Annotated in this window: 14 protein-coding genes and 2 pseudogenes; 7 read left to right on the top strand and 9 right to left on the bottom strand. The window is 44.3% G+C overall.

The features are described 5' to 3' along the window. Positions 1–239 precede the first annotated feature (239 nt). From rsgA to grpE, 5 genes are all read right to left on the bottom strand, one after another. Positions 240–1,355 carry a small ribosomal subunit biogenesis GTPase RsgA gene (gene rsgA, locus V7K27_RS24270; protein WP_334950697.1) on the bottom strand — a complete coding sequence of 372 codons (1,116 nt, stop codon included), beginning with the start codon at positions 1,353–1,355 and terminating at the stop codon, positions 240–242. Next, a complete protein-coding gene (locus V7K27_RS24265) occupies positions 1,352–1,606 on the bottom strand; it encodes a sulfurtransferase TusA family protein (RefSeq protein ID WP_334829077.1) in 255 nt (84 codons plus the stop codon). The genes rsgA and V7K27_RS24265 overlap by 4 nt, the downstream gene beginning before the upstream one ends. A 2-nt stretch (positions 1,607–1,608) precedes the next feature. Continuing rightward, positions 1,609–2,739 (bottom strand): molecular chaperone DnaJ, encoded by a 1,131-nt coding sequence (gene dnaJ / locus V7K27_RS24260; RefSeq protein WP_292822996.1) that lies wholly within the window; start codon positions 2,737–2,739, stop codon positions 1,609–1,611. Between the two features lie 719 nt (positions 2,740–3,458). Continuing rightward, positions 3,459–5,417, bottom strand: coding sequence for a molecular chaperone DnaK (gene dnaK / locus V7K27_RS24255; RefSeq protein ID WP_334950696.1), 1,959 nt, complete (start codon positions 5,415–5,417; stop codon positions 3,459–3,461). A 226-nt stretch (positions 5,418–5,643) separates the two neighbouring features. Next, positions 5,644–6,396 (bottom strand): nucleotide exchange factor GrpE, encoded by a 753-nt coding sequence (gene grpE, locus V7K27_RS24250; protein ID WP_334950764.1) that lies wholly within the window; start codon positions 6,394–6,396, stop codon positions 5,644–5,646. 1,272 nt (positions 6,397–7,668) lie between these two features. Here grpE and V7K27_RS24245 point away from each other — a divergent pair. Both V7K27_RS24245 and V7K27_RS24240 read left to right on the top strand, forming a co-directional pair. Continuing rightward, positions 7,669–9,675, top strand: coding sequence for a GspE/PulE family protein (locus V7K27_RS24245; RefSeq protein WP_334950695.1), 2,007 nt, complete (start codon positions 7,669–7,671; stop codon positions 9,673–9,675). 125 nt (positions 9,676–9,800) lie between these two features. Further along, a pseudogene (locus V7K27_RS24240) lies at positions 9,801–10,931 on the top strand (type IV pilus twitching motility protein PilT); the annotation flags it as partial. Positions 10,932–10,936: 5 nt separating this feature from the next. Here the strand turns inward: V7K27_RS24240 and V7K27_RS24235 are convergent. Then, a complete protein-coding gene (locus V7K27_RS24235) occupies positions 10,937–11,062 on the bottom strand; it encodes a hypothetical protein (protein ID WP_334950693.1) in 126 nt (41 codons plus the stop codon). Between the two features lie 35 nt (positions 11,063–11,097). Between V7K27_RS24235 and V7K27_RS24230 the strand changes: the two genes are divergently transcribed. Together V7K27_RS24230 and V7K27_RS24225 are read left to right on the top strand one after the other, a co-directional pair. Then, positions 11,098–12,324 (top strand): type II secretion system F family protein, encoded by a 1,227-nt coding sequence (locus V7K27_RS24230; RefSeq protein WP_334950692.1) that lies wholly within the window; start codon positions 11,098–11,100, stop codon positions 12,322–12,324. A 120-nt stretch (positions 12,325–12,444) separates the two neighbouring features. Next, positions 12,445–13,005, top strand: coding sequence for a hypothetical protein (locus V7K27_RS24225; RefSeq protein ID WP_334950691.1), 561 nt, complete (start codon positions 12,445–12,447; stop codon positions 13,003–13,005). Between the two features lie 290 nt (positions 13,006–13,295). Here V7K27_RS24225 and bioU read toward each other — a convergent pair whose 3' ends face one another. From bioU to V7K27_RS24210, 3 genes and pseudogenes are all read right to left on the bottom strand, one after another. After that, positions 13,296–14,318, bottom strand: coding sequence for a (S)-8-amino-7-oxononanoate synthase BioU (bioU, locus tag V7K27_RS24220; RefSeq protein WP_334950690.1), 1,023 nt, complete (start codon positions 14,316–14,318; stop codon positions 13,296–13,298). A 250-nt stretch (positions 14,319–14,568) separates the two neighbouring features. Continuing rightward, positions 14,569–14,814 carry a UPF0175 family protein gene (locus tag V7K27_RS24215; protein WP_334950689.1) on the bottom strand — a complete coding sequence of 82 codons (246 nt, stop codon included), beginning with the start codon at positions 14,812–14,814 and terminating at the stop codon, positions 14,569–14,571. 73 nt (positions 14,815–14,887) lie between these two features. Next, a pseudogene (locus tag V7K27_RS24210) lies at positions 14,888–15,051 on the bottom strand (saccharopine dehydrogenase-like oxidoreductase); the annotation flags it as partial. 265 nt (positions 15,052–15,316) lie between these two features. On the opposite strand from V7K27_RS24210, the gene V7K27_RS24205 reads away from it, so the two are divergent. Genes V7K27_RS24205 through V7K27_RS24195 form a run of 3 tightly spaced genes read left to right on the top strand, consistent with a single transcriptional unit; the run spans position 15,317 to position 16,448 of the window. Further along, the gene (locus V7K27_RS24205; protein WP_334950688.1) at positions 15,317–15,958 is read left to right on the top strand and encodes a hypothetical protein; all 642 of its coding nucleotides are present in this window, start codon (positions 15,317–15,319) and stop codon (positions 15,956–15,958) included. A gap of 29 nt (positions 15,959–15,987) precedes the next feature. Beyond that, complete coding sequence (locus V7K27_RS24200) at positions 15,988–16,158, top strand: hypothetical protein (RefSeq protein ID WP_334950687.1); 171 nt, start codon at positions 15,988–15,990, stop codon at positions 16,156–16,158. 41 nt (positions 16,159–16,199) lie between these two features. After that, on the top strand, positions 16,200–16,448 hold the full coding sequence (locus V7K27_RS24195; protein WP_334950686.1) for a DUF4926 domain-containing protein: 249 nt from the start codon (positions 16,200–16,202) through the stop codon (positions 16,446–16,448). Positions 16,449–16,549 lie beyond the last annotated feature (101 nt).

Genomic DNA, 16,549 nt, shown 5'->3' with positions numbered 1-16,549 from the left:
GCGGCTTCCCGCAGGGTACCGCAGAGGCGCAGAGAAGCCAGTGCGTTGCGGGGGTGGAGGAGTTTGTAGCAACTGGCGCGACACAGAGAGAAGGAAGAAATGCTTAACTGAACTGTATTGAATTATGTACGACTGGTCTAAGCTTTGGGGTAGCGAGTCCGCATTCGCTATCAGTGGTGAGACTTAATCCCCCACGCTCTTGAATTCTGACTCCTGAATTCTGACTCCTGAATTCTTCTTCATTCTTCATCCCGATATAATTCCTGCAAGTCCTGTAACTGAGTCTTGCGGGAAATCCGGCGATATTTTTTACTTTCTAGCTTGGGTTCGTATTGACTCTGCCCTTTGCCTTTGTTTTTGCTTTTTAACTTCATGGTGGATTCTGGATCAGCTTGTTGATGCAGATGAGTTTCATGAGCGATCGCAGCGTCCAAAAATTCTAAATAATGTTCATATCGTTCCCAGTCTCCGCGGACCACACACTCAGGCTCATCTCGATGCAGACAATCACTAAACCGACAGTTAGCAACTGCTAACCGCTCTCTTGCTTCTGGGAAATAACGGATTAATTCTTCTGGGTTACAATCCATGTCAGGCTGATTAAACCCCGGAGTATCAGCCAACAAACCACCCCTAGGTAACTCAAATAATTCTATATGGCGAGTCGTATGACGACCACGAGCCAGTTTACCAGAAACTTCTCCGACTCGCAGCTTGGCAGAATCAATCAGCGTATTAATCAGGCTAGATTTGCCAACACCGGAAGGCCCAGCAATTACAGTAATTTTATTGCTCAAATATCTGGCTGCTTGGTCAGTATTTATGCCATCCTTAACACTGATAAATATCGGTTGATAGCCCCAACCAAGCAGGCGATCGCTAACTTGTTGCTGTGACTCCGGTGAAATTAAATCACTTTTATTCAAGCATAAAAGTACATCTAAGCCAGTAGACTCAGCCTTAATTAGAAACCGACTGAGTTGATAAGGTTCCAAAGGTGGATCAGCGACGGCAAATACCAAGAGGATTTGGTTCACATTGGCGATCGCTGGACGATCTAACTCACTTTGGCGGGGTAAAACCTCAGCGATCGCTCCCCGTCCTCCAGCCCAATCTGGCTCTTCTACCACAACGCGATCGCCTACCATCACCTGTTGTCCGATTTTTTTCAGACGTGTTCTCCGGGTACAAAGCAGGCGAGGGGGATGGGGAAGATGAGGATCTTGCTCCCTCATCTCCCCCATCTCCCCCATCTCCCCATCCTCTTGATCCAGCTGTACTCGATAAAAATTAGCCTGTACAGCAACCACCGTACCCAATAACTGTCCAGTTGCGGTAAAATTTTCCCCTGTCATTCAACAACTGGACGGCGCACTAACAGAGAAAAATAACTAGTGTAGTCTGTAATTTGTTCCACTTGATAGCCTGCCATTGTCAGACTATCGGGAACCTGCTCAATTGGCTCACCTGGGTCTAGCCAGACTTCTAGCAAACCTCCCAATGGCATTTTCTCCAGACGTAGTTTTGTCCGCACAAAATTAATTGGGCAAGGGGTGCCGCGTAAATCAAGTTGAGCATCGGGAGTTAAAACAGAAGAGGGCTTCATTATTACTTAAATAAATTTCCCAAGAATCCTTCTAGACCGCCTTTACCAGTGCGATCTCCCTTAATTTTAGCCAGCTTCTCCAACAGTTCCCTCTCCTCTGGGGTGACTTTGTTGGGAATATCAATTAATACGTTCAGCATATGATCTCCACGACTCACGGGATTACCCAAGCGCGGTACGCCGCGATTTTCCAACTTCATCACCGTATTCGGCTGGGTTCCAGCTGGAATAATTAGTTCCACCGGACCATCTACCGTATCTACCTCTAACCGACAACCTAAAATCGCTTGCAGGTAGCTAACTTTGATTTCGGAGAGAATATTAATGCCATCCCGTTGGAATTCCTCGTCCTCATTCACGAACAAGTAAACGTACAAATCCCCAGGAGGTCCACTACGTTGACCAGCATCTCCTTCACTAGAAATCCGCAAGCGTGTGCCATTATCCACCCCAGCTGGAATGGTAATTTTGAGTTTCTTTGTGACTTGATTTGCGCCTTTACCATCACACGCATCACACTTATCTTCAATTACCATCCCTGTTCCATTACAGGTGGGACAAGTTGAGACTTGGGTGAAACTGCCAAAGGGTGTTCTGGTGACACGGCGAACTTGACCCGATCCGGTACAAGTCGAACAAGTCCGAGGGCGGGTTCCAGGTTTAGCACCAGAACCGCTACAAACTTCACAATTTTCTAGATGGGAAATGCGAATTTCTTTTTCACCGCCAAATACCGCTTCCCGAAAGTCTAACTTCAGGTCTAGCCGCAGGTCATCACCTCTGGCAGGCCCACTGCGCCGTCTTTGTTGCGTGGGACTACCCATACCGCCAGCAAAGCCACTAAAAATGCTCTCAAAGATATCGGCAAAACCGCCCATATCGCCGACATCTTGAAAGCCCGCGCCAGCAGCACCAGATACACCCTCTGGGCCAAAGCGATCGTAACGAGCGCGGGTTTCTGGTTCCGAGAGTACCTCATAAGCGCGGTTAATTTCTTTAAAGCGATCCTCCGCCCCCGGTTCTTTGTTCACATCTGGGTGATACTTCCGGGCTAAACGGCGATAGGCTTGTTTGATTTCTTCTTTGTCGGTGTCACGAGAGACACCCAGGATTTCATAATAGTCGCGGGCCATATAGCAAAGGTAAAAGTTAGAAGGAAGAAAGGAGAAGGCATTAGAAGGTCACTCACGGTCACTTGCGACCCTACGGGAAGGCGTTATTGCCTAAAGCTCTGGAAGAGCAACGCAGTGTCCTTCAGAGGGTGGCTTGCCGGAGGTCAGGCAGGAGATAAAATTAATTTTTGTTAATAACTGATTTTACCCTTTACTTTTCACAAAAATCACCGACAAATCTTGAGCAACAGGTGCTTTCCTCGTGAGAGACGACAAAAGCCATAGAAGTTAGGAGCTGGTTGTAAGCCTTTGCTCAGACTTGTTACTGCCGAGCGCTGTCTCTTTTACAATTGTGCTACGTAGGAGAGGAAAACCTCGCCCATCAACCAGAGGGGCTAGCCGCACCATTAGGTGTGGAAAACCACCCATTGCAATGGAAGTGCATCTGAACTGGCATACTACCTAGCTCAAAGTAATTTGCTTCTACAATCTAGCAAAGTGCTGGGGTCTTGTGAAACTTCGCTAAATTTATAATCAATATATTTAGATATATTAAAGTGTCTTAAGAAAAATCTGCAACTTAGGGCAGGGGGAGATGAGGGAGATGAGGGAGATGAGGGAGTAAGAATTTTAGATTTTAGATTTTAGATTTTAGATTAAAGAATTGAAATTTAATCCAAAATCGTCAATCCAAAATCCAAAATTGAATTGCCTAATGCCCAATGCCCAATGCCCAACCCCTAATCTATCGCCTCATAATCAGCCTGTGCAGTACTTTCTTCGTCAAAATCAAAGTTGAATTGTGGCATTAGTGTGCCATTCATTGGTGAGTCCATTTCTGGGTTCAAGAGATTAGCTGAAGCCTCCTCAATCTCATCAGTTTGACTGTTAGCTCGATTGTAGACATCAGCACCAATTGCCAGCAGGGTTTGTTGGAAGTCGTCTAAGCGCTGCTTAAATTCCCCTGTGGAAACACTGGAGTCAATCATGGCAGCTTGGAGTTGTGAAACTTTTTCACTGGCCAAGGTTTTCATCTGCTCGCCGATAAAGTTGCCATTATCTTTGATGGTGGATTCGTAACTGAATAACAGATTATCTGCTTGGTTTTTGAGTTCAACTAGTTCTTTACGTCTTCTATCTTCTTCGGCAAACAGTTCGGCCTCTTGGCGCATCCGTTCGACTTCGTTGTTACTCAAGCCACCTGTATTGGTAATCCGAATACTCTGTTCTCTACCAGTACCCTTGTCTTGGGCAGAAACCTTCAGGATGCCGTTGACATCGATTTCAAAGGATACTTCAATTTGGGGCACACCACGGGGCGATGGGGGAATTCCTGCGAGCAAAAACTTGCCGAGACTCTTGTTATCTCGTGACATTGCCCGTTCACCTTGGAGGATGTGAATTTCTACCGAGGTTTGCCCATCAACTGCTGTGGAAAAAACTTGTGACCGACTCGTAGGAATTGTGGTATTGCGTTCAATGATTTTGGTGAACACTTCACCCAAGGTTTCAATTCCCAAGGACAGAGGTGTAACATCCAATAGTAAGAGATTATCGACTTCGCCACCCAACACACCTGCTTGGATAGCCGCTCCCAATGCTACCGCTTCATCAGGGTTGATCGAGCGATCGGGAGCTTTGCCGTTAAAAAACTTAATCAGCGCGTTTTGGACTGCGGGAATACGGGTAGAACCACCTACCAAAATAATCCGATCTATGACTTCTGGTTTGAGATCCGCATCTTTGAGCGCTTGGATCATTGGTTCGATGGTCGCTTCAATTAATTTTCCTGCGAGTTCTTCAAATTTAGAGCGGCTGAGTTCCATCTCCAGATGCTTTGGGCCGGCATCATCAGCCGTGATAAACGGCAAGTTGATGGAGGTATTGACGATGCTGGAGAGTTCAATTTTTGCCTTTTCTGCTGCTTCCCGCAGGCGTTGCAGTGCCATCTTATCTTGGGAAAGGTCGATTTTTTCCTCTTGCTGGAAGTGTTCCATCATCCAACGCACGATCGCATTATCAAAGTCGTCTCCACCTAAGTGGTTGTTACCACAAGTCGCCTTAACTTCAAAAACGCCATCTCCAAGTTGCAGGATCGAGACATCGAAGGTGCCGCCTCCTAAGTCGAATACTAAAATTAGCTGCTCTTGGTCTTGCTTTTCCAATCCGAAAGCTAAAGCCGCAGCTGTTGGTTCGTTGATGATTCGCAGCACTTCTAGTCCAGCAATGGTGCCAGCATCTTTAGTTGCTTGTCTTTGGGCATCTGTGAAATATGCGGGTACCGTGATCACTGCCTGAGTCACCTCCTCACCCAAGAAGTTTTCTGCATCCTGCTTGAGCTTTTGCAGGATCATCGCGGATAGTTCTTGTGGCGTGTAATTTTTGGAGCGAATTTGCACATCAACGGTATCATCTCGACCTTTGACACAGTTGTAGGGAACGCGATCGCGCTCTGTTTCAGTCTCTTCCCAACGCCGCCCAATGAATCGTTTAATACTGTAAATTGTGTTTTCGGCATTGGTTACGGCTTGGCGCTTTGCCAATTGACCAACCAAGCGATCGCCACTCTTGCCAAATCCCAAAATACTAGGAGTAGTTCGTCCACCTTCTGAACTGGCGATCACAAGTGGTTGACCGCCCTCCAAAACTGCGACGCAACTGTTAGTAGTGCCTAAGTCAATCCCAATAACTTTTCCCATATTTGCCAGTATTTTTACTGAGTTTTTCTACTGTAATTTGTCGCGGACTAACTTTTTTGCTTGTTGCAAGGCTAGCGGATAACGCCTGTGGAACCCCGATTGCTGGTAGCAAGAGAGAAGTTGAAACACAGAGAGTTATCCCAAGCCTTGTCCAAGTTTTAGGTAGGCGATGCTCGTCCTTGCTAGAACCCAGGCACTATTGGTCAGCGAGGCGAGCGATTACAGCTTAACTGAAGGCTTGACTCGACGACTGATCTTCTGGTGCAGCAGGGGTATCTTCCTTGGGAGCAGCTACTTTGACCATTGCATGGCGCAGCACGCGATCGCCCAAGTAATATCCGCGCACTAACTCTTCTAACACTCTTCCTTCAGGATGTTCATCCGTAGGTTCCCGCATTACTGCTTCATGCAGGTTAGGATCAAATTCTTCACCTTCAGGACGCATCGGTGATACACCCAAGCGCTTCAGGCTATCTACTAATTGTTTGTAAACGCCTTGGTAACTTTTGTGCATGGTCATTTCGCCATCAGATAGCGGTTTGAGGTGCGATCGCGCCCGCTCAAAATTATCGACCACTGGCAGCAATTCCAAAATCGTGTTCCGCTTCATCTGCACCTCTAGCTCTTCTTTTTCTTTGCTAGTGCGTTTCCGATAATTCTCAAAATCAGCGGCAATCCGCATATATTGAGTACTACGCTCTTCTAGTTGCGTTTTCAGGGACTCGATTTGTTGAGTCAGTTCTGCCAAAGCTGCTCTTTCCACTTCAGTTTTCTCGGTTGCCGCGACACCATTTTCAGGATTGAGAGTAGCCGGATCGCCGGATACATTGGTTTGGGCTGACACTTGCTCTGTCACCTCGCTGCCAGATTCATTGAAATTAATTTGGGCTGGGGAGTCACTCTTCATTGCTTGCTTTACCTCTGTTGGTTCACCCAATTGCTGGCTTGTATTGTTTATCTGTTTATTCTCATCCATTATTGTCTACTCATTCCAGATGCTATTTATGGCAGTGTATCTCCACAGCTTGCAACCGTCGTCATTCACGACTTGCTACTGAGGCTGATTTTGTTGCCGACAAGTTCCTGGAAGTGATGTAACCGTCCTCTTATTGTGACAAATGGTGAACACGTTAGCCCAGATGCGATTAAGGCGGGAACCCGAACGAGTAGTGTACCTCTAGGCAGTAAGTAAACGTGAGTTCGACAAGTTTTATTTGACCTCTCCCCCAGCCCCTCTCCGCTTCGGAGAGGGGAGTAAAAAGCTTAATTTTTCGTTGCTCCTCCCTTTCCGTTTCGGAGAGGGAGGCTGTCCGGGAGAGGTTCATCGAACTCACGTTAAGTAATTTGGAAGAGTGGCCCTGAATGTGATTCGCCCCTCATCTGAATTCATGAGTCAGTTTTTTAAGGAATTACTACTTAAAATTTAACCATTTATCAAATATTGTCATTCCTTCGGAAGTGCGAAGTGTTGAGTCAGATGTTTTAAATCATGACTTTTCACGTCATCTGAAAAAACTAACGCGAAACCTAGCCCGTACTAGAAAGAGGTTTTCCAGATCAGAGTTAGGATTTACGCAAAAGTCCGCGCTATAGGGGAAATTCATGAATTTCCCCTATAGCGCGGATCTATTTACCATCAAAATAATGATTAATCCCAGCCTGAAACGACCTATTATTTTCTCTACTAAGTAAGTAGGTGAGAATAACAGGACTTACGCACTCAAAATCTGAAACTTCGATCCCCCCTAACCCCCCTTAAAAAGGCTACGGTGTATACACAAGTCGAATTACCCCCCTTAATCCCCCCTTATAAAGGGGGGAAACAGGAAATTTAGTTCCCTCCCCTTTCTAAGGGGAGGGTTAGTGTGGGGTAAAACCTTGGTAAATCAGCTATTTCAGACTTGTGTATACACCGTAGCCTTTTTAAGGGGGGATCTTAAAAGCCCCCTTTTTAACGGGGTTGGGGGATCTCTTATGCGTAAGTCCTAAATAAATCAAAGTAGATTAAGTAATGTAAAAAATATTGAGATGAGTTCGTAGAGAGGGCTTCAGCTCTCAAATTACGACTAAAGTCCTTACTACAAACCTTGAATTATTCACGCCGCTCTACTTACTACTTCTTTTTGACTCGCATTTAGCGGCGAGGCCGCTGATAAGTTCGGTGATTTACGACTTTTTGGGGAAATGAGAATTCTGTCTCCCAGTCTGGGAATACTTTAAGCAGAGGTTTCCCCAAATCAATTGCTCATTTATGACTTACTCGTCAGCACACCGGCGCAGTACCGCTCTAACTACCAGAACAGAGTTTTCGCCCTTCGGCAACAAGCTAGTACTATCTGGCTATGTCAATACCGACCAGATGAGGCAGGCACTAATTGAAAGCCGCAAATCTGGCAGACCCCTAACGGAAGTCCTAGAGTCAATCACTGGTCAACAACTATCACCTGAGTTGCTCAGGCAATATAAAAAACAGCAGCTATTTGAACTTAAAATCCTATACGGTGTTGAATTCCTTGATCCAGAAGTCAACTCCTTTGACACCTCGATGATGGCGAACCTGATTGAAACCCTGATCCCAGTGGATATCTGTCGTCGCCATCGTTTAGTACCACTGTCGAAACACGAAGACCAAACCCCGCCCTCAGTTTTAGTGGCGATGGTCGCTCCAGATAATCTAGAGGCTTCCGATGACCTGAACCGCATCTTGCGTCCCCAAGGCTTGGCCTTGCAGCGCATGGTGATTACACAGGAAGACTACCAACAGCTAATCAACCAATATTTGGATCAAATGGCTGTTAAGCAGAAGCACCTAGACCAAGCAAAGTTTACAGATATTAATCAGGATTTAGAAAACCTCGGAAATCTCGATCTTGCGGAGGCCCCGGAAGAAATGGAGGCTGATCTAGGGGCGGCGATGAAGGGTGCAGAGGATGCCCCAGTCATCAACCTAGTCAACAGAATCCTAGCTAAAGCCTTGCATGAGGGCGTTTCTGATATTCATATCGAACCGCAAGAAGAAAACTTACGCATTCGCTTTCGGAAGGATGGCATACTGGTCGAAGCTTTCGATCCTCTACCGAAAAAAATCATCCCGGCGGTAACTGCCCGATTTAAAATCATCTCCAATCTAGACATTGCGGAACGGCGTATACCCCAAGATGGACGCATCCGGCGGCTGTTTGAGGGACGTAAGGTAGATTTCCGGGTCAGCACCTTACCCAGTCGTTACGGGGAAAAGGTGGTGCTACGGATTTTGGATAACTCTTCCACCCAATTGGGATTGGATAAGTTAATTACCGACCCGGAGACTTTACAAATTGTCCAGGATATGGTAAGCCGTCCCTTTGGTCTAATTTTGGTGACTGGGCCAACTGGTTCTGGGAAAACAACCTCGCTATATTCTGCATTATCAGAAAAGAATGATCCCGGTATTAATATCAGTACTGTGGAAGACCCAATTGAGTACAGCCTTCCAGGGATTACTCAAGTACAGGTGATTCGGGAAAAAGGGCTGGATTTTGCTACCGCGTTGCGGGCTTTCTTGCGGCAAGATCCAGATGTGCTGCTGGTGGGTGAAACGCGGGATAAAGAAACGGCAAAAACAGCAATTGAGGCTGCGTTGACGGGTCACTTGGTATTAACTACTTTACATACCAATGATGCCCCAGGTGCGATCGCTCGTTTGGGAGAAATGGGGATTGAGCCATTCATGGTTTCTAGTTCCCTAATTGGCGTTTTAGCTCAACGTTTGGTGCGGCGTGTATGTCCTGAATGTCGTATTCCCTACACTCCTACCGTTCAGGAATTGGGTCGTTATGGTCTATCAGCTTCCTCAGATATCGAAGTCACCTTCTATAAAGCTAACACCTTGACATTAGATGCGATCGCCCAAGCCAAAACTCAAAATCAGCTTTGCCCAAAATGTAATGGCGTCGGCTACAAAGGGCGTTGTGGAGTCTATGAAGTCATGCGAGTTACCGAAAACCTGCAAACTCTCATCAACGAAGATGCACCCACAGAACGTATCAAGGAAGTGGCAATAGAAGAGGGCATGAAAACCTTGCTGTCTTACAGTTTGGACTTAGTGCGCCAAGGTTCTACCACCTTAGAAGAAGTAGAACGAGTAACGTTTACTGATACTGGTTTGGAAGCCGAATTAAAAGCCAAACGCAAGATTGGTCTTACCTGCCTGACTTGCGATGCCACATTGAAACCGGAATGGCTGGATTGTCCCTACTGTATGACATCTCGGTTTTAAAAGTAGTCATTAGTCATTGGTCATTGGTCATTGGTCATTAGTCATTGGTCATTAGTCGATGCTTAGTAACTTTAAACAAATGACAAAGGACAAAGAACAAATAACAAACATTAAAAGGAAGCAGAACTATGGAAATGATGATTGAAGACCTGATGGAGCAATTGATTGAAATGGGAGGTTCCGATTTGCATTTATCCGCAGGTTTGCCTCCCTACTTCCGCATCAGTGGCAAACTCACCCCCATAGGTGAGCATGTAATGACAGCCGATCAGTGTCAAAGGCTGATTTTTAGTATGCTCAACAATACCCAGCGTAAAACCTTGGAGCAGAACTGGGAGTTGGATTGTTCCTATGGTGTTAAGGGTTTGGCTCGTTTCCGGGTCAATGTCTATAAAGAACGTGGTTCTTATGCTGCTTGCTTACGGGCATTAAGTTCTAAAATTCCTAACTTTGAAAAATTAGGTTTGCCAGATATCGTCCGGGAAATGACAGATAAACCCAGAGGGTTAATTCTAGTGACAGGCCCTACAGGTTCCGGCAAGACAACAACCTTAGCGGCAATGATTGACTTGATTAACCGCACGAAAGCAGAGCATATTTTAACGGTGGAAGACCCGATTGAATTTGTCTACGAACCAATTAAAAGCTTGGTTCACCAACGACAACTGGGTGAAGATACTAAGAGTTTTGCTAATGCCTTGAAAGCAGCTTTGCGGGAAGATCCAGATATTGTTCTGGTAGGGGAAATGCGCGATTTGGAAACGATTTCTTTGGCAATTTCCGCCGCAGAAACAGGACATTTGGTATTTGGCACGCTACACACCAGTTCTGCCGCCCAGACAGTTGACCGGATTATTGACGTTTTCCCCCATGAAAGACAAACCCAAGTGCGGGTGCAGTTGTCTAACTCGTTAGTGGCGGTATTTAGCCAAACCTTGGTGTCCAAGAAAAACCCTAAACCCGGTGAATATGGTCGGGTAATGGCTCAAGAAATTCTGATTGTCACTCCCGCTATTTCCAACTTGATTCGAGAAGGCAAAACAGCTCAAATTTACTCAGCTATTCAAACTGGCGGTAAATTGGGAATGCAAACTCTGGAGAAGGTTTTAGCCGATATGTACAAAGCAGGAACGATCTCCTTTGAAGCGGCGATGTCTAAGACTTCTAAGCCAGATGAAATCCAACGTCTCATCGGTACTGCGGCACCGCCGCCGGCAGCTGGTGCGAAACCCGGTGCGGCTGCCAAAGCGCATTAAAGAAACTAGGGAGATGAGGGAGATAAGGGAGATGAGGGAGATGAGGGAGATAAGGGAAACAAGGGGACAAGGAGAATAACCCATGACCAATGACAAATGACCAATGACAAATGACCAATGACAAATGACAAATGACAAATGCCAAATGCCCATTTTGAATTAATTTATGCCAAACTATGTTGCCCGTGTGCGGGATTCTCAAGGAAAATCCCGAACAGAAAAAATTGTTGCCGAATCCTTGGTACAAGCTCGGACTAATCTCAGAGAGCAAGGTTTAGTAATCCAAGAGCTGAAACAATCTCAAGGATTTCAACTAGATGTTGCCATAAAAAATTTCCAGAATTCCTTAGTTAAGGTTTCTGTGAAAGACAAAGCTGTTTTTTCTCGTCAATTTGCCGTTTTGATGAATGCGGGAGTTGCGATCGTTAGAAGTCTGGGGGTACTTTCTGAACAGTGTAGTAACCCTAAACTGAAACAAGCTATTGCGGACATTAGCATCGATGTTCAAAGCGGAATGAATCTTTCAGAGTCAATGCGGAAGCATCCTGACTGCTTTGATGGATTATATGTGAGTATGATTGAAGCTGGCGAAGTTGGTGGTGTTCTAGACGAAGTATTGAATCGTTTAGCCAAGTTGTTAGAAGATGTTGCCCGCTTACAAAACCAAATTAAATCAGCATTGTCTTATCCAGTGGTCGTGGGTTTTATCGCAGTTGCGATCTTTCTCGGCATGACCATTTTTCTTATTCCCATTTTTGCCACGATTTTTGAACAAATTGGAATTACACTACCACCTCTAACGCAATTCTTGATGGATGCTAGTAAATTTTTGAGAAGTCCGAAGGCTGTCATCCTTCTCTTTATTATTGTCGGACTGAAAATTGGCTATGGACAATTCGGTAAAACTCCTGGTGGTCGCCTCACAATTGATCGTCTTTCCCTGAAGGTACCGTTGTTTGGCGACTTAATTCAAAAATCTTCGGTCGCCCGCTTTAGCAGAACTTTTGGTTCTTTGACTCGTTCAGGTGTGCCAATTTTAACTTGCTTAGAAATTGTCCGAGATACATCAGGAAACCAAGTGATTGCCAATGCCATAGATGCAGCCCGCCTTGAGATTCAACAAGGAGGTATGATTAGCATTGCTTTACAACAAAGTGAAAGCGTTTTTCCGGCTATGGCAATTCAGATGATTAGTATTGGAGAAGAAACTGGAGAATTAGATGCAATGTTGATGAAAGTTGCCGATTTCTATGAAGATGAAGTTGAGCAGGCAGTAAAAGCAATGACCAGTATTTTGGAACCAGTGATGATTGTAGTTTTGGGGGGAATGGTTGGAACCATTTTGTTAGCGATGTATCTGCCGATGTTTAAAGTATTTGAAACGTTGGGATAGAGGATTAAAAGTTAGGAGTTAATAGTTAGGAGTTAGGAGTTGAAACTTGTATTTCTAACTTCTGACTTCTAAATTTTATTCTTAACTTATCACTTCTAACTACTTACTATTTAATAAATTATGACTGTGCAAAAATCTCAGTACGAAGCGAGTTTGGCAGAGTACAGCAATCATCTAGCTGCGATCGCCTTACTAAAGCAATATCGGCCATACTTGGAGATGATTCCCAGTTTGCGCCGTCCAGATGAAAGTGTTATCACGATTCCCTTGCCAATTGTCCGTCTTCGCAACACTGCTACAACAGCCCCACAAACGATTTGCTTACCCTGTGATGTGGCAATTTTGATGTGCGATCCTGAGTGGAAAGTCAAAACTGAAGCAGAAATTTTAGTCTTTATTCATCGCGCTCATGAAGACTTTTCTGATTTGTTAGGACGTTGGCGACAAACCCAAGTTTCGTTGGACAATGATTATGAGTGGTTGATGCCTCTGCGCCACAGTCATATTTTGAGTGAGGGTTCTAATACTATATATCCTCTGTTTGTCGTTTTTAGTGAGACTTTAGAACGCATTCAACGAGGACTAGTGGGAGCGGAACTCCCATTTATTATGCAAACACCAGATTCGCTGCTTGAGGAGAATTTCACAGATATTTTCTCTCCACAAATTCCACCAGCTTAGAAAAAGTTAGGAGTTAGGAGTTAAACGAAGTCGGAAGTCGGAAGTCGGAAGTCGGAAGTAAGTTTTGTGACGGGGATTTAGCGAGAAACGCGGTCTTGGGCTTTGCCCAAGAGGAGCGATTTCTCAAGACAGACCCCGACCCAAAACTTGCGGCTTGATAGTTGCCGGGGACTTAAACCCACGGAATCTGGTTAAAAGTTAGGAGTTAAGAGTTTTAAATTGCAACTTTTGAACAAAACCAGAGATTTTTAAGTCTCAAGTTTACGTTTTTAACTCCCCACTCCTAACTATTACCTTACAAATTGGGGCATAATTTCCGCAGCAGTGAATATTCCATAAATGCCGCGTTGGTGCAATTGTTTACCAGCTTTGAGATAGCCAAAGGCAGGACCGCAGACATTGGCTGCCATACTGGTTTCATCTCCCAGAGTAAATGTATGGGTGGAAATCTTCCCTTCAAAAGTGCGTCCTGTTACCTTAACGTTGGTGCTGAGGGGCTTTTTGGGATTGCGGGTATCGACTACACCACCAACAGTAACGCGATCGCGCCCACAAATTCCCGCCACCTCTAACATCACATCATCAGCGTGTTCCATATTCGTCAAGGTAAGCACGCCATTAGTTTTATCTAGTAGTGCTTCTACTTCGGGGTCAGTCATCGCCCTGGCAGTTTCCACTGTGTAACCAGGCATATGGCCAATGTCTTCTCGAACGGTGGCACGGTAAGCTTCCCAGTTAGCAATTCCCACCCCGAAGGTGATTTCGACTTGATGAATTTCGGCGTAGCTTTGGGCGGCTAATGCGGCGGCGGCGGTTAACAATCCCGGTGTAGCACCACAGCCTGTCATGTAAGTAATCCCGGCTGCTTCCAGTTCTTCTTTCATCGCCAGTAGTTGTTCTACAGCAGTGGTGCGCTTAATCGCATCCACTAGCACCCCACGCCAACCAGATTTGATAAACTCCTTGGCTACAGTCGGAATAAAGTCATTTGGCAAGTTGGGTAAAGCCAGAAAATACCCATCCACAGGTTGAGCTATTTCAATTAAATCCTGAATACTTTGATTTGTTAAAGTACCAACTGGCTCTAAATGACCTAACGAACCTTGGGACTGGTAGGTTGCAATGGATTCTTCAGTATTTAAACCTTCAGCAGCGTAAGCGTAGCCTTTTTGATCTGCTGCTGCGACTAAAATCATTTCCCGTTTGCCAGCAAGTAGCTTGGCGGCTGCTTGTCCTAGTCCGCCAAAACCCAGTACTCCCACGCGGATAGCTGGCGAAATATTTAGAGAATTTTTGACTTTTTCGGAATTCATAGTCAATTAGTTAAGTTGAATCAAAAGCCTTTAGCATTCGGCATTTCAGCTTCCGGCTTGTAACTGGTGGCTGATGGCTGATAGCTCAAAGCTATAGAGGTTAATTATGATTCATTATCTTGGGTTTTTTGGCTGACTGATGTTTTTTTATGTAAGCTACTTGGACAGGATCAAAAATTAATTTTCATCAACAAGCTGCAAAACGCTGTTGTATAAAGGTTATTGATGGGCGAAGTATCACTGACAATGATCACAGTCTACCCATCGCCCACAAGTTCTTTATATCTTGTTCAAAATCCTCGACCCCATAATGCACTGAAATTTGACGACTTGCGAGTAGATGCTGAAATGCTATACGATTCATCCCTGCAAACCGGCTGGCTTGAGCAAGGGTTAACTTTTCTTTTTGAAAGAGCATCACCGCAATTTCCTGCTTCATTTCGCCTTCAGTCATCCGAGTTGCGGTTAATATTTCATTAGGAATGACGACGCTCATAATTACAATACTCTCTATTACTACTATTTTAAGCTGCTTGGGCATTACCAAGTAATAATTAGGTAAATTTGCAGTCAGTATTTAAATCATCAGCAGCGTAAGCGTAGCCTTTTTGATCTGCTGCTGCGACTAAAATCATTTTCCGTTTGCCAGTAAGTACCTTGGCGGCTGCTTGTCCTAGTCCGCCAAACCCAGTACTCCGACGCGGATAGGTTGGTTTGTTGGTTGTGTATTCATAGTGATTTTACTGTGGCTGATGGCTATAAAGGTTAATTATGCTTTATTTTTCTGGGTGATGAGGATGAAGGATAGTTTTTTTACTGGGAAATTCTGACGAGTAGGATATGTAATAACTTAAATCTTGTCTAATTTGAAACCTACAGTTTTTATAGTATTTACTGGAAAGCTTATGTATCAGGGGCTATATGCCTCAACAGGCTGTTGAAAAAGCCCCAGTTTTCAAGATAGACGTGGTTTGATATAGGAGTATTGATAATTAAGTATGACAATTTATACACCTGGAGGAATGCCAATCAGCTTCCCGATGAACTATGCTTTTAGCTTACTCGCAAGACTTTATCCAAAGTATCGACCACATAAGGTTTTGAAGATAAGTGAAGGTATGGATAAAGCCCCTGAAGCTATTGCATATCTTTTGGGATTTATATTATTTTCACTGCGAATTTCACCCATAATAATTTTTACAAATGTTCTCGTTGTACCAGGTATTCTGCGTTGGATGCATATTAGGAGTAAATATATTGATCAGGTCGTGAATTTAGGTGTGATATTCAATTCAATTGGGACAGTTGGAATAATTTCGATAGGACTTACTCTGTTTGGATGGTACTCAGTAGGATGGCAAGGCTTAGTAGCATTTTTCTGTGCAAGGTTCTTTGGGGGATTTATAAATATTATTCTTGAGGCACAAGAAAAGAATCGAATCAGAGTGTTAGCAAAAGTCAACTATAACGAGTTTGATAGATGTTTTATAGACGCATATAGATTTTGTGCAAATAAGATTGGTGTAACTCTCGATTTATCAGTTTCTGAGCAAGAGTTAGCCAGTAATCGTTGGCAGATCATCTACAGAGACTATTCTGCTAAAAACCCTGTTCTGTTTAAAATGAAAGATTTTTTATGAAGAATTTTAGTTTAGTTATGGAGATATTTATGACTATTATTTCAGGGGTTTTTGTATTCATCTTAGGACAATTAGCACTCAAGTTGATTATCGAGCCTATTCAGGAATTTAGAAAAACTTTAGCTGATATCGCTTTTGCTTTAATTGAATATGCAAATATTTATTACTTGGCATTTATGACCCAAGAATTGATTAAGTAAAAAGAGATTGCATAATAAATATATAGTGGAATTGATACAATATGACTAAAAGTACAATCAAGTTGCTGGATGTAGTAGCACTGACGGTTGATTTGCCTGAATACAACTTGTACCGTGGTCAAGTTGGCACAGTAGTAGAATTATTAGCTGGTGGCGCTGCATTTGAAGTTGAATTTAGCGATCGCAATGGCCGCACATACGAATCTGTCGGTTTACGCCCAGAGCAAATTATGGTGTTACATTTTGAGCCAGCATCCCCTGATTCAGTCCCGGAAATGATGACAGCATAACTGGTTGTGTCCAGAGCGATGCCTACGGTTGGCTACGCCTACGCAGCTTGATCAGATATTCTGAAATAAAATCATATCTATAAACCTGACGCAAAATATCC

This window comes from Nostoc sp., assembly GCF_036919575.1.
Classification (GTDB): Bacteria; Cyanobacteriota; Cyanobacteriia; order Cyanobacteriales; family Nostocaceae; genus Nostoc.
This window is presented reverse-complemented; position numbering and strand designations above follow the sequence as displayed.